Origin of the sequence: Methanosarcina barkeri MS (genome assembly GCF_000970025.1) — an archaeon.
GTDB lineage: Archaea > Halobacteriota > Methanosarcinia > Methanosarcinales > Methanosarcinaceae > Methanosarcina > Methanosarcina barkeri.
Map to the genome: position 1 here is coordinate 1,410,456 of NZ_CP009528.1, position 15,895 is coordinate 1,426,350.

The following is a 15,895-nucleotide window of genomic DNA, read 5'->3' on the forward strand; positions in this document are numbered from 1 at the left end:
TATGAATCTGAATTGAAATACTGTCTTATTATAAAGGGCAGCGAAGAGCCAGATTCCAATTACTGTCAAGCAGAAACGACCTGATCGGGTCGTCCTTGTTTTTTAATTGATCAAAACAAAGGTGATGAATATAACCCCCAAATACGCAAAATATCTACTTCCAATACTATTAATACTGCTTTTTGCCGGTACTGCCTCGGCTTTACCCACAGTAGTACACGACACGGTTCGAGGTGAGATGTATGTCTCATCCACTGCAAACTGGTATTCTAAATATACTACAAACAATTTTAACGTACCAAACGGTACCGTTGCTTTTGCACGATACTATGTAGGAATTTGGGGTTCCTCTGATGACCTCACGTATGCAAGAATATCCACTGCATTCAACGGGCATGCATTCCCAACAAATCCATCATATTATTCCTCAGAAATGGGTGTAACATGGATACCCTATGATGTCACAGACTACCTGCGCCCAGGAGAAATAAATACCGCAACTATCAACTCTAAATTATGGGGTGACGGTAGACAGTACGGCACTACTCTTGTAGTCGTACTGGAAAACGAAAGTAAACCACAGATGGAATACTGGATTGCAGATGGTCTTGACTGGATGCATGATGGTGACTATGTAGGATATGATGTTCCGAACTCTATCACATATTTCAATGGGACAGTAAATCTCTCTGACGTGCAGAGTGCCAGCCTGTTCTCAACTCACCTCACAGGATTCAATCACGAAGATCTGAATGGAAACTCTCTTTCAGATCCTGCCGATTCAACAAGTGGTGAATACTTCAACTATATCAGGTGGGACAATGTAAAGAACTCACTTGTGGCCGAGAACCAGACCGTAAACGTGGGACGAGGAAGCGACTCATACTGTTCTGCAGTCTTTCACGCTCTATCGATAATACACAAAAATAAACCCGATCTAGTTCCAGTAAACCTTACTCCTTCTTTTGTAACTGCCAACATCACAAATGCCATGACTGTAACCCTCAAAAATCAAGGAAACAAAGATTCTTCAGCTTTTAATATATCGCTCTTCGTGGACGACAAGCTAGTTGATACGCAGCCTGTGGCCAGCCTGGGAAGCGGAGACAACACAACCGTCGACTTAAACTGGACTCCTGATGGCAGTAAAGGTGCCTATTTGTTGACCGTGGTTGCAGATCCTGAGAATGAGATAGTCGAGTTGAATGAAACTAATAATATGATCACAAAACTGGTCGGCATAGCTTCGGCAAACTCCCCGATAGCTGAGTTCAGCGCAGATAAGACTTCAGGTGATTCCCCGCTTACGGTCAACTTCACAGATCAGTCAACAAACTCTCCCCTATCGTGGGCCTGGGACTTCAACAATGATGGAACAGTGGACAGTAACGTGCAGAATCCTACCTACACATACAATGCCGCCGGCACTTATACAGTCAAACTCACAGTCACCAACGCCGGTGGGAGTGAGTCCGAGACGAAAACAGGGTATATTGTTGTTAATCCACTAGCTGCCAACTTCACGGCAATACCAATTTCCGGTAATGCTCCACTTACGGTCAACTTCACAGATCAATCCACAGGCACACCAACTGCATGGGCCTGGGATTTTGAGAATGACAGTACTGTAGACAGCACACAACAGAATCCTACCCATACATATTCAACCCCTGGCAACTATACTGTCAGCCTTACAGTTACGAACGTTGGTGGAAACAACTCCACTGTGAAAACAGACTACATAACAGCTTCATCAGTTATTCCAGTAGCTAATTTCAGTGCTAATAAAATTCATGGTATTTCCCCACTCAGTGTCACATTTACAGATCAGTCAACAAACACGCCTACTGAGTGGCTCTGGGACTTCGGGGACGGTAACACCTCAACAAGCCAAAATCCTACACACACCTACACCACTGTCGGAACATATACAGTCAAACTAGAAGCCACAAATCTTGCCGGAACTAGCAATATTACAAAAACAGGATACATAACAGTTTCGGCAGGAGTTAGTCCTGTGTGGACAAGGAATACCTCATGGGATATACCTGATATAGGGTCTCGTGCAGCTCCGTGTTTTGTCGATTTAGACGGTGATGGAGACTATGACTTGCTGATAGGTACAGGTAGTGGTATTACTTATGCATATGAAAATACAGGAACTACAAGCAGTCCAGCTTGGACGAAAAAATCAGAATGGGATGTACCTGACGATGTGGGTAATTATGCTAAAGTGGCATCTGCTGATCTTGATAGCGATGGAGACTACGACTTGTTAATAGGTGAATATACAGGTAAAATATACGGCTATGAGAACACCGGGAATAAAAGCAGTCCTATGTGGACGAGGAATAACTCATGGGATAGTAAGGGTGGCTCGACTAGAGCATCTCCATGTTTAGCTGATCTTGACGACGATGGAGACTTTGACTTGCTAGTAGGTTTCCATGATGGTATCACATATGGATATGAAAATATTGGAACTAAAAACAGTCCGACTTGGACAGTAAAATCGGAATGGAACGGTCCTGCTACAGGATCTTCTTTTACAGGTCCCTACGCAACCGACTTAGACGGCGATGGAGATTACGACTTACTTATAGGTGAATCCGATGGTATTTCACATGCCTACGAAAATATTGGGACTGCAAGTAGCCCAATATGGGAGGCAAAATCAGAATGGAACACACCTGATGTGGGAGATAATGCTGAACCAGAAGTTGCCGATCTCGACAATGATGGAGATTACGACTTACTTATAGGTGCAAGTAACGGTATTTCATATGCCTACGAGAACACTGCAGTTTCAGTTGTAGCAAAGCCTGACCTCATCCTCACTGCGTTCACTCCAGAATCCAGCATTGCTGTGAATGCCCTCTGCACCATAGTTGCCACCGTTAACAATACCGGTACAGAGAATGTAGATACCTTTAACGCGACCCTTTCTGTAAATGGCACTGTCGTAGATACGCAGTCTGTATCAGGCATCGCATCAGGCAGCAGCGCTTTAGTTAACTTCTCGTGGACACCGGAAGCAGCGGGTGACTATAACCTCACTGTAACTGCAGATCCAGAAAATAGGATCGCTGAATCGGACGAAACGAACAATGCGTTTACAGTACTTGTCACAGCTTCTTCAGCGTCGACAACCCTGGTTGCGAACTTCTCTGCTGACGTAACGAAAGGTACGATTCCTCTCAGTGTAAATTTCACTGACCAGTCAACAGGTTCCCCAACATCCTGGTTCTGGGACTTTGGAGACGGTACCAACGCTACTGAGCAGAACGTTTCACACAAATATACATCAGCTGGTAACTATACTGTGAATCTTACAGTTGCAGATGCAGAAGGAAGAGATTCCAAGGTAAAGACTAACTATATTACTGTTTCTGAGTCCTCAATACCTGTAGAACCAGCACCAATTGCCGCTTTTACTGCTGATGTAACAAGCGGTACTGCTTCTCTCACTGTCAACTTTACGGATCAGTCCACAGGTTCTCCAACTTCCTGGTTATGGGACTTTGGGGACAATTCGACTGCTACCGAGCAGAACGTTTCACACACGTACACATCAGCCGGTAACTATACCGTTAACCTTACGGTTTCCAACGCTGATGGAAGCGATTCTGAAGTAAAAACTGAGTACATTGTGGTAAGTGAATCACTTCCTGGAGCACCGGTTGCAGATTTTGCAGCAACACCTACTTCTGGCGATGCACCACTTACTGTTAACTTCACTGATGCTTCAACTGGCAATATTTCATCCTATGCATGGGACTTTGATAATGATGGAACTGTTGACAGTACTGAGCAGAATCCAGTCTATACGTATTCAACAATAGGTAACTATACTGTTAACCTTACTGTTGCCAATGTAGACGGTAACGATTCTGAAGTAAAAACTGATTACATTGTAGTAAGTGAATCACTGCCTGGAGCACCGGTTGCAAACTTCACAGCCAATCGGACCAGTGGAACAGCTCCGCTTGACGTTCAGTTTACAGATGCATCAACTGGAAATATCTCATCCTATGCATGGGACTTTGATAACGATGGCAATGTAGACAGTACTGAGCAGAACCCGATTCACACTTACACCGCAGCTTGGAACTACACCGTCAATCTTACGGTCACAAATGAAGCCGGAAGCAACAGTACAGTAAAGACGGATTATATCACTGTAAGTTCAGCGAAAACTAACGATCTCACAATCTCCGGAATCATAAACACTGTACCAAGCTCTGCAGTCTTTGCCAAGGAGGCAAACACTGTAAAGATAACCGATGTCAAGAACACCGGAACTGACACCCTTACTAACATTTCGCTGGCTCTATATGCAAGCGACGTGTCCGATGGAACAGTTCCGGTAAACACGACAACAATTTCATCCCTTGCAGGCGGAGCTAAAACTACTGTCTCTTTAATTGATCCCACAATCCGCAGCCTGGAAGGCGGCACCGTAACCTATACTGCAGTTGTCGACCCTGACAACCTTATTCCTGAAAATAACGAGGCAAACAACAATGCCAGTGTGGATAAGCCTGTCAAATACAATGGGTATAAAGGCAAACGCTATTGGGAAGGTGGAAGTGATATCACAACAAAAGAGACCTATGATCTCCAGGGTAACCTTCTGTACTCCACTCAACCTTCTTCTGCTTATAAGGGTGTAAAATGGACTGGCAGGACGGAAACCTGGACAGCAAGCGATCTTTTGATTCCGAGCGGTTCCACTGTGGAAAAAGCCTTGCTCTATGTGCCCTATAACTGGGATACCAACCCTGGCGGAGTGCCAAAATGGACTGCAACCTTCAACGGAAACACGCTTGCAAACGGTACCCTCTACACTGATAAGAGTAATTTCGGCAGTTATGCAAATTATACATATGGTCTCTACGTTTTCGATGTAACAGATCAGTTCGATACCGCTGGAAACAGTCTTATCATGGCACCTGACTCTGAAAACAGCAATGCTCTGTATCCAAGCACTCTAGTCGTGGTCTACCGCAATTCTAACGAAACTAGAAAACAGATCTTCATCAATGACGAATGCGACGAACTAGCTTATTCTCCTACTAGTTACGGAACTACGCTTGAAGAAGCGACAGCATATGCTCCTTTCACAGACATGTCCGTTGAAACCGAGAAGGTCAGGAACGCTACGCTGTACAGTTTCGTAGGAAGTGCCGGTCCCAATGAAGGAAATCTGCTTTTCAATGGCAATACCGTTGCAAGCAATGCATGGCAGGGAGATTCAAGCTCCAGCAATGCACAAGTTTTTGACGTGAAAAATTACATTAATGAAACAGGAAACGAGGCCGGAATCCAGGGCACAACAAGTGGAGGCATGGATGCACTCCAGCAGATCCTTGTTGTTGAATATCAGGAAGAACAAAAATCTGCACCAGTAGCTAACTTTACTACAAATGTAACAACCGGTAAAGCACCTCTTGACGTTCAGTTCATAGATGCATCAACTGGCAATATCTCGTCCTATGCATGGGACTTTGATAACGATGGAACTGTTGACAGTACTGAGCAGAATCCGGTCCACATTTACACCGCAGCCGGTAATTACACCGTCAATCTTACGGTTTCCAATGCGGACGGTAGTGATTCTGAAGTAAAGACCGAGTACATTATCGTAAGTGAACCTCTTTCTGGCTCTCCGGTTGCAAACTTTACTGCAAATATGACAAGCGGTAAAGCACCACTAACCGTCGAATTCACAGATATCTCGACTGGCTCACCGACGAGCTGGCAGTGGGATTTCAATAACGATGGAACTGTTGACAGCACCGAGCAGAACCCGATCTACACTTATGCTGCAGCCGGTACCTACACTGTCAATCTCACCGTAACCGGACCGGATGGAAATGATTCTGAAGTAAAAACTGATTACATTATCGTAAGTGAACCTCTATCTGGCTCTCCGGTTGCAAACTTCACAGCCAATAGAACCAGTGGAAAGGCTCCGCTTGACGTCCAGTTTACAGATGCTTCAATTGGCAACATCTCATCATATTCATGGGACTTTGATAATGATGGAAATGTAGACAGCACTGAACAGAACCCGATCTACACTTATACTGCAGCCGGTACCTACACTGTCAATCTCACTGTTTCCAACGCGGATGGAAATGATTCTGAGGTAAAAACTGGGTATATTAAGGTCTCCAGTCCGTCTTCAGCAAAACCAGTTGCAAACTTTTCTGCGAATCCAACATCAGGAAAAACACCATTAAATGTTAAATTTACTGATACAAGCACAGGCTCCCCAACTTCCTGGTTCTGGAACTTTGGAGACGGATCAAAGTCATACCGCCAGGACCCGATTCATAAGTATTCAAAAGCAGGAATATATACTGTTAACTTGACAGTAAAGAATGCTAAAGGCAGGAACACGGTAACAAAAACAAATTATATTAAAGTGATAACAAAACCGGTTGCAAACTTCACCAGTAGTGTTACATCAGGAAAAACACCATTAAATGTTAAATTTACTGATACAAGCACAGGAATACCTGCTAAATGGATATGGGACTTTGGAGACGGATCAAAGTCATTCCACCAGAATCCGATTCATAAGTATTCAAAGGCAGGAATATATACGGTTAACTTGACTGTAAAGAATGCTAAAGGCAGGAACACGGTAACAAAAACAGAATATATAAAAGTGATAACAAAACCGGTTGCTAACTTCACCAGCAGTGTTACATCAGGAAAAGCGCCATTAAAAGTTACTTTTACTGACACAAGTACAGGAATCCCCGATAAATGGATATGGGACTTTGGAGACGGATCAAAGTCATCCCACCAGAATCTGACTCATAAGTATTCAAAGGCAGGAACATATACTGTTAATTTGACAGTAAAGAATGCTAAAGGCAGGAACACGGTAACAAAAACAGACTATATAAAAGTTGTAACAAAACCAGTTGCTGACTTCTCTGCAACTCCAACCTTTGGAAAAACACCATTAACGGTAGAATTTACTGACAACAGTACAGGAGTTCCTACGGCATGGAAATGGAGTTTTGGAGACGGAACAACTTCCAGAGAAAAGAACCCAGAACATCAGTATTTGCAGGGAGGAAGCTATAAGGTTACACTTACAGTGGTCAACGTTGCAGGTAGCAGTACTGTAACGAAGAAAAACTACATAAAAGTGACAACAAATACAAGACCTGGTATATATTCTGAAAACAAATAAACCTTAATTGGAAAATAGAAAAAAATCGAGGCTAAAGGGTAGAAGTCATTGAGAAAAACTGGCAAAACAACCCTTTAGCCTCGTTGACCAGAGTTGAAAGCCAACCTTGGTTTGAAATTTTTTATAACTTACTACACAACTTTTGGCTTTGTAGAATTCTTACATTGTGGAGTTTCATAAAATAATTTAAATTAAGTGTTCCTTCTACTTTTTAAGACACTGGGTATATTAACGTCAGTAGTCTGTCCCAAGCAAAGCCAGTAGCTGCTTTTTCAGTATCTTTTACTTCAGAAATTGTGCCATTAACAGTTGCTTTTACTGGTAAAAGTTGGAATTTACTGATAAAATTTGAATTTACTGATAAAATTTGAATTTACTGATAAAATTTGAATTTACTGATAAAATTTGAATTTACTGATAAAATTTGAATTTACTGATAAAATTTGAATTTACTGATAAAATTTGAATTTACTGATAAAATTTGAATTTACTGATATAATTAGAATTTACGGACAAAATAGGAAACCTGTAAAAAAGAGTCTTAAGATTACGATTTGCAACACCTCATGGACACAACTAAAGATTGGAGGAAAGGAAAACTCCTCCTCTCAAAATCCAATCTTCTTCAAATATTTAGTAGTCACAAATTTATACGTTAAGGTTTTTAGTGGCACTTTTATTGGCTGAACAGGTTTTTGGAACATTTTTGTTACTTTTCAGTAGAGCCGATTTTGCTTTTGACACCGCGTCTTCCGATCCTGCAGTATAAATATCAGCTCCGATCTGGTCAGACCAGGCCTGAGTCACCAGCGACCCACCCACACCAGTTATGACCTTATCTCGGATCCCTGCAGCTTTGAGCTGCTCCTCAATCTGGATCTGGTGGATCATTGTAGTACTCATAGAGGCGAAACTGAACACAAAATCGGCTTTCTTTTCTTTCGCATTTGCAGCAAAACTTTCAGCCGATACGCCGTTTCCAAGATCAATTACTTCAAAACCTTCATCTTCAAGCGCAGTCGCAACACTATCCTTCCCAAAAGTGTGTGAATCCCCTTCAACAGTGCCGATTATGACAGTTCCAGAACTCTCATTCCCTTGTTTGCAAGAAGCTTCGGCCGAAACCGGAAAGACAAATTGAGCAACAACTATTACCAGGATTAACAGGACCAATAAATTGAAATTTTTCCCGTACATATTTTTATCTCCTCTCTTTATACAGGCTTTTTTCTCCTCTTTCTTTATCCAGATTTACCTGCTTTTCTCGCACTTTTTTCCATCCTTATTTTCGGTTTTTTCTACAGGCTTCTCGAATACAAGGGGGAGATAGTCATAGTTCGTTTCCGTTACATTGTAAGGAAGGTCTGCAATCAGAGCTCCATCTTCATCCAAAGCTGTTTCTGAAAAACCATTTCCTTCAGGAGAAGCCCAGAAATTCCCGCCCAGGTAAGGTCCTCCGACGATATTTTCACCTTCAGTTTTTGAAATGTTCCAGGTATTTGTCCCGTAGTCTTCGGCATTTTTACTGTTATTCAAATAGTTGTTGTAGATAATGTTGTAGCTCGAGGTTGTACCATCAGTCCAATTCAAGTTTAGAGATATTCCCACATCATTATCTGAAATTTTATTCCTTGAAATAGTGTTATTGCCGCAGCCTTCCGTAAATAATCCATAGGAGCTGGCCGTAATATTGTTGTTGTTCAAAGTATTTTTCTCACTGACCCCGTACAGATAGATTCCTTCATAGGCCCCGGAAAGAGTATTTCCTTCAAGAGTATTGTTGCAGCTTGTATCCCCAAGGTCTATGCAGCACCAGCTACTCGAAGTAACTGTGTTTTCTTTGAGGATATTGTCTCTGCTGATATCACAGAGCCAGATGCCTGCCATATTGTTCGAAGCATTGTTCTCCTTTACAAGGCAGTTCCTGCAGTTGCTTAAGATGAAGGCATCACCTTCATTCAAATTAGCATCATTACCCCTGAGAGTTACTACCGAACAGTTTCCAAGGTAAACTCCGTGTTCATTGTTTGAAATATTGTTTCCTTCAAGCAGTGAGTTTTGAGTATTGTACAGGTAAACTCCAAAACTGTTGTTTTTAAGAACCAGGTCTTTGAGAGTTATATTTTTACAGTTAATGCAGTAGACAACTCCTACATTTGAATCAGAGTCAAGAGTCTTATTCGAAACTCCTAAGAGATAGTATATCGATTTTCCATCTACGGTGTTGCTGGTATCTATTGTGTTATTCATCTCACCAGTGTAGTGATATGTATAGGCTCCGAAATTCCTGTTGTTGCAAGACATTGTGTTGTTTTTAAGTACGTTGGAGCTTGAGTCGAGATAAATCCCCCATATATTTGAGTTTGCAATATTTCCTTCCAGAGTGCTTCCATTCGAATTTCCCAAGTATATGCCATACATCTCATTTGAGTTTGCGGTGTTGTTTCCGAGCAGGCTTTCTCCAGAACCGGTAAGGTAGATCCCGTAAAAGTTGTTTGAGGTTTCCGAGCCAATAACACGGCAGCCTGAAGAGTTTTCCATGTAAATGCCAATTGCGTCCTTAAATGCACAATTATTTTGAAAAGTATTGTTTTCGGATGCATTCAAATAGAAACCGTAATGACGGTTAGAATCCGCTTTGTTGTTTTTTAGTAAGTTTTGTCTCGAACTTTCAAGCCAGATTCCATTGTCACTGCTAGATAAGCAGTTATTTTCCAGAGAGTTCTTATGCGAACTTTTTAACATGATACTTCTCCAGTTTCCTGAAAAATAGTTGTTGCTGATGTTGCTTTCCGAAACCCTGTCAAGATAAATCCCATATGCTGAATCTGCTCCTTTCAAAGTAAATCCACTGATATTTACGGAATTAGAAGTCACATGGAGTACAGGGAGCTCGGGGTCCAGAGCAGTGATGACGGTTTTATCAGGGCATGGATTCCTGGCAATTATATCAAGAGATTTATTTACAAGTACATTTTCACTATAACTCCCTTCCCTAACGAGGATAACATCCCCTTCAACAGCGGCATTTATGGCTTCCTGAAGGCTTCCGTATTTTCCCGCACCTCCTCCTTCCTTCACGCAGAGAGTAGCTGCGGACGCAGAGCTTGATATAAGGATTAACAGTACAAAAACGGCAGTTAATACGAGTATTGTTTTCCCTTTCAATAGATATCATCTACCTATAGATGGATTCAGGTTAGTTTCCGCTCTTGATTTCTAAAAAGATCCAGGAGAGGCTTTCTACCCGGCACTTTATATGGTTTGAACAAACTCTGAAGATCAAGAAGTAAAAGTCTATTTACCGAGCAATTCATCACAATCTGCACCCAGCTAATCCTAAAAAATGATATTTAATGGGACCACTAGCGGATTTAAAAAGGAATTTAAACACTATTATTTAGATCTGATTATTTGGGTAACAAACGTTATCCTTTCCTGTAAGTTCCCTCTATTGACAAAGTTGCGCTGACGCATCCCGCAGCAAGTTACGGGTTATCTGGCTGAAATAAAGTAAGTAACTTTTCATCATAAATTTGATAGTCTTCAACTTTTACAACGCTCTTATTAAAAGAAGTAAATAACCCACGGACACGCCCTTCTGTTACAAGGTATATCAATAGATCTTCCGCATTCTCAAGTCCGCCTCCTTCAGTGCTAATGTTGTTGTAGTAGTTGCAGATAGGGTCATCAACAGAACCGTTAGAATCATAAGCAAAATAAGAAGGTGTGTCTGAAGATTGAATTGCCATAAGTGAGGTTCCATTATCAGAAGCTGCTTTGAAATTTTCATCCATTGAAGCATATACAGATTTGTCAAGCATTTGGCAGAAGATTACATCCTGTGTCTCTAGGAATCCACTCTTTCCTGCTGCAAGCAGCTCGTCACTTGCACAATATGTGGTGAAATTATATGCAGGGATATATGTGTATTCTATGAATTCATTGTACAAATTTTTCTGGCTGGCTAACTCTAGGGCATCACTTGGAGAAAATGCAATATAAGTTACGTTTATCTTATTTTCTTCTGCCAGTACACCTGGTGAAAATACCAGGAAAAGCAATGCGATTAAGAACAAGAAGTAAGTCTTTTTATGCATGTTATCCTCATCTAATATGTGCCACAAATCTTTGAGATTCACATATGAAAAATTATAGTTATTTCTCTTGTTTTCATCAGTCGATACGTTCCTGTGTTAGTATTAAAAGTAACACTGTAAATAATTCCAATAACATTTTTTGTGTCGTACGCATCCTATTCCCAGATTGTGTCGTACGTATCCTATTCCCAGATAATGTATCATAGATCATTGAGAACCCGGAAAGTAAAATAACCAGATGGCATGACCCATCAATTTCTTTTCCGTAAAATGTTAGATACCTTCTGAACTTACAGGATAACAGCCGTTAAGTTTTAATAATGAAAATTGAAAGGTTTAGGTTCAAACTTGTCATTCAAACTCAGAACTTCCTAAAACTAATGAGCAGCCGATTCTGTATCATAAACTTCAATATTCGGAGCATTGGTAGAAAAATATATAAAAAACGGTTTTTGGCTCACAATTATTACCTATTTAGGTAAAATAAGTATAGATCTAACACATTTAACCAAAAATAGTTATAATTATGTTTAAAATTAAAGAAAAAATCGGTAATAAATTTGAGTTATAAAAATCGTACTTCAAACCGAAAATATGGACAAATAAAGCACGTATTTGCCTTGGAACTTGTTTTCGAATCCAAATTAAAAGGTTCTTATTTTGGAATCTCTGTAAGTTCCACTAAAGCAATTTAGATTAAATAAAATGTGTTCAAACAATAAAAATAGCAGTTGAAATAATAGCATTTGAATTGAAAAATCAATAGTCTCAAACTTTTTACCGTTTCAAATATAAATTTATACTATTTGACGTACTTGATTTTGTACTTCATGTGCATTTCCTGTACTCGGTAGAGCTAGATTGCATAAATCTAAAGAAGCAGAAATACTTTTCGAATCTATCTATTATCTATATTCAAGTTAGCTTGTTTTATTTTATATTTATGGTATTTTGAAAACATTCTTACCTTTAAATTAATTTTTTGAGCTCCTACGCCCTTGTTTTTATTCACCGCAACCTTTATGTACAAATTAACGCAATTTAACTTGTTTTACTCTCAATAATATTTACTTTATATAAACTTTACTTTATTCCCTTATTATCATGGTGATTCGATGCACATAATGGAAGGGTATTTACCAGCTATTTGGTGTATAGTATGGTTTGTAGTATCAATACCAGTTGTAGCATATGGTGTTTACAAACTGAATAAGCTAGTGAAAGAAGAACGCGGAATTTTACCTGTACTTGCTGTTGCAGGTGCATTTATTTTCGTCCTTTCATCACTCAAAATGCCTTCAGTTACCGGAAGCTGTTCTCACCCAACAGGAACTGGTATAGGTGCAATCATATTTGGGCCTGCTATTACTGCAGTTCTCTCGACAATTGTACTTATCTATCAGGCTCTTTTCCTGGCACATGGTGGCCTGACCACCCTTGGAGCAAATGTCTTCTCCATGGGCATCGTGGGTCCGATAGTGTCATACCTGATCTATAAGGCTGGGATGAAGGGCAAACTCAATTTCTATCTAGTTGTCTTTTTGGCTGCAACCCTTGGAGACTGGGCTACTTACATTGTGACTTCTACAGAACTTGCTCTGGCGTTTCCTGCAGGGAATATACTTACCTTTGGAGGGTTCTTCAGTTCATTCAGCAAATTTGTGGCAATTTTTGCAATTACTCAGATACCGTTGGCGATTGTAGAAGGCGCTGTCAGTGCACTGCTTTTCAAGTATATCATACAAGCTAAAAGTGATTTATTAGTTGAAATGAAAGTTATTGGAGAACCACTTGTAAGAAAACTTAGGGGGCTCTCTGCATGAGTAGAAAATTAGAACTTATAGTACTTGCCATCCTCCTGATTTTCGTAGCTCAGTTTATTTATGTCTCTTCGACCACAGATGCCGAATATGGTGGAGCTGACGACAAACCTGAAGGTGTTATTGAGGAAATTACCGGTGGGACTTACAAACCTATTGCAGAACCTATATGGGAACCTCCAAGTGGTGAAATTGAAAGTCTTTTATTTGCTTTACAGGCAGCTATCGGTGCATCGATCATTGGATATTTCCTTGGATATTACAGGGCCAAAAGCAACTATGAAAAAAAACTCGGGTTCAAAACCGAAAGTAAAACTGAAAAACAATCGCTATAAAAACATCCTCTGTACATTTTTTTCTTTGCCATGTTTCCTTTCCCTCCTTTTAGGAAGGAAAGTTTTTCTCTTCTAGTTTTTAATTTTTAGTTAATGATTTGAGTTCTTGAAAGCCACAAGCAAAAGAATTCCTATTTTTCTCAAATTCGGGAGATTTACTCTTTTGGCATGAAAGTCGTTTCAAGTACTTTCATATTTTTGTGCCTGTAATTCGAAGATTTTCATACTCGTTTTTTCGGAATTGATCAATAATTTCCGGGCACAAACCAAACATTTTTGCTCTAGTCCAATTTTTTAAAGTATTTTATCAACTTTGGCAAAACCCCGTATATAATTAATTGTCTCAAGTGGATTGTGATTATCTGCAACTCCACAGCTCAATAAGTTTTTTGTTTCCAAATGATACAGCTGTCTTTGTAATTTTGAGCTTTCCTATGGAATATTTGCATATAGTTTTTCAAACAGATTTCTGAAACTCTTTTTCCCCAGTCCTTATTTCTGCAAAAATTGATTATATATAAAAGTTTTTGTTTAGGGGAATAGGAATGAAACATTTATGTATATTTCACAGGAAAACACAAATTTAATTGTTTTCTCTGTTTTTTCATTTATTTACTACTTCGCATGTACATGTTTTTCAAATATAATTATACTTCTTAGTAATTCATTATTACTTGTTTTCATCAAATATATTATTTTATAAATTCCTCATAAATTTGTATTATATTGTGAAAATTTATGATAATAAAATTTTAATATTTATTAAAAATTCGAATTTTTCGCTGCACTAAAAGATTGAAGCATTATATGAGTTCGTCAGTCCATACGAAAAATCAGTATCACGATCTATTGTTAATACACAGAAATATCCCATATCTAATTTCCAGTAATAAATATCTAATTTTTTTGCTTCTTTCAGGAAGATTAGCTATAAACTGCTCATGATGGAAAGCTTCTTTATATAATATTTCTCCAGAAAAACGTATGAAACCCTGCATAAAAAATTATTTTCTAAAGATAAATACCTATTTATAAAACTGCTTCCAAGTGTCCTTGTTGAGTTTATACCGTTGATCATTGAACTTATATCGTTGATCAAAATTTGCTCTTTGAATCTTGTTCTTTCAGTAACCAATCTAGCTTCTTATCGTGAAAGAACAATTCTGGAAATCCTTAATGATCATGAACAAAATGGGTTTCAAGATAGGTTCAATAATTAAACTAATCAAGAGGTCAGTTATGTCTGAAAAAAATTCTAATTCTTATCCCAATGGAAAGGGAAGCGGTTCCAAACAGCTCCATGAGAATACCCGTAAAAAAGGATTTTTCAATTTTCTCTCCAGTTTTCACGTTCATTCTCATGACCACTCCCACAATCATTCCCATACACACTCTCACAAGCACAGCCATACTCATGGAACTGTTGATCCTTCCATACTTGCTACTAGCAAAGGGCTCTGGGCTGTCAAATGGTCGTTTATCGGGCTGATGGTTACAGCTCTTCTGCAGATTTTCATCGTTTATATGTCAGGTAGTGTTGCCCTTCTTGCCGACACCATCCACAACTTCGGGGATGCATCTACTGCAATTCCTCTTGCAATAGCTTTTTCCCTGGCCAGAAGAAAACCAAGCAAACGCTTCTCCTACGGATATGGTAGAGTAGAAGATCTTGCAGGCGTGATCATCGTTTTCCTTATCCTTTTCAGTGCAATTGTAGCAGGATATGAATCTGTAACTCGTTTCTTTAGCCCGCAACCGATAGAGCATTTGCAGGCTGTGGTTGTTGCAGGGATTATAGGCTGCGTTGGAAACGAGTTAGTAGCCCAGTTTCGGATGAAAGTCGGAAAAGAAATAGGGAGTGCAGCTCTTATTGCTGACGGCTACCATGCTCGGGTAGATGGCTTTACCAGCCTTGCAGTCCTTATCGGAGCTGCAGGAATTTGGCTAGGATACCCGATGATTGATCCTCTCATTGGTATGCTAATCACAGTAACAATCCTGAAAATAGTCTTTGACACAAGTAAACTCGTGTTTACTCGCCTTCTTGACGGCGTTGAACCTGAAGTCATTGATAACGTAAAAATTATTGCTGAGAGCGTTGAAGGTGTTTGTGAAGTTACGGATCTTAGAGTCCGCTGGATCGGACATCAGCTCCATGCGGAGATTAATGCTTCCGTTGAGCCTTCCCTTTCGGTTGAAGAGGGACATGAAATTGCTAACGCGATAAGAGAAAAGCTTCTGGAGAACTTTTTCTATCTATCTGGAACAACCATCCATGTAGATCCACTTACAGCCTCAGGGGAAAGCTGTCATTGCGGACATAAAAATTTGGAAAAGATACGTGGGAAACAAAAGAATATTTTAGTTGCTTATTCCCAATAAGATCACAAAAGATTCAGGTTTAGGTAATAAGGTTTCTTGCCCACC

The 15,895-nt window shown here is 39.9% G+C and carries 7 protein-coding genes; 4 read left to right on the plus strand and 3 right to left on the minus strand.

From position 1 onward, the window contains the following. The first annotated feature begins 124 nt into the window (after positions 1–124). On the plus strand, positions 125–7,213 hold the full coding sequence (locus MSBRM_RS05735; protein ID WP_230669065.1) for a PKD domain-containing protein: 7,089 nt from the start codon (positions 125–127) through the stop codon (positions 7,211–7,213). Positions 7,214–7,861: 648 nt separating this feature from the next. On the opposite strand, the gene MSBRM_RS05740 is transcribed toward MSBRM_RS05735, so the two are convergent. The 3 genes from MSBRM_RS05740 to MSBRM_RS05750 form a co-directional block, all read right to left on the minus strand. Then, positions 7,862–8,410 (minus strand): cobalamin B12-binding domain-containing protein, encoded by a 549-nt coding sequence (locus MSBRM_RS05740; protein WP_048119022.1) that lies wholly within the window; start codon positions 8,408–8,410, stop codon positions 7,862–7,864. A 54-nt stretch (positions 8,411–8,464) separates the two neighbouring features. Beyond that, positions 8,465–10,381, minus strand: coding sequence for a right-handed parallel beta-helix repeat-containing protein (locus MSBRM_RS05745; RefSeq protein WP_048154993.1), 1,917 nt, complete (start codon positions 10,379–10,381; stop codon positions 8,465–8,467). A gap of 320 nt (positions 10,382–10,701) precedes the next feature. Further along, entirely contained in the window at positions 10,702–11,313 is a 612-nt protein-coding gene (locus MSBRM_RS05750; RefSeq protein WP_048119018.1) for a hypothetical protein, read from the minus strand. Between the two features lie 1,115 nt (positions 11,314–12,428). Between MSBRM_RS05750 and MSBRM_RS05755 the strand changes: the two genes are divergently transcribed. The 3 genes from MSBRM_RS05755 (at position 12,429) to MSBRM_RS05765 (ending at position 15,850) form a co-directional block, all read left to right on the plus strand. Beyond that, positions 12,429–13,136, plus strand: coding sequence for an energy-coupling factor ABC transporter permease (locus MSBRM_RS05755; RefSeq protein ID WP_048119015.1), 708 nt, complete (start codon positions 12,429–12,431; stop codon positions 13,134–13,136). Next, positions 13,133–13,468 (plus strand): energy-coupling factor ABC transporter substrate-binding protein, encoded by a 336-nt coding sequence (locus MSBRM_RS05760; RefSeq protein ID WP_048119013.1) that lies wholly within the window; start codon positions 13,133–13,135, stop codon positions 13,466–13,468. The genes MSBRM_RS05755 and MSBRM_RS05760 overlap by 4 nt, the downstream gene beginning before the upstream one ends. A gap of 1,239 nt (positions 13,469–14,707) precedes the next feature. Further along, the gene (locus tag MSBRM_RS05765) at positions 14,708–15,850 is read left to right on the plus strand and encodes a cation diffusion facilitator family transporter (RefSeq protein ID WP_048123055.1); all 1,143 of its coding nucleotides are present in this window, start codon (positions 14,708–14,710) and stop codon (positions 15,848–15,850) included. The last annotated feature ends 45 nt before the right edge of the window (positions 15,851–15,895 follow it).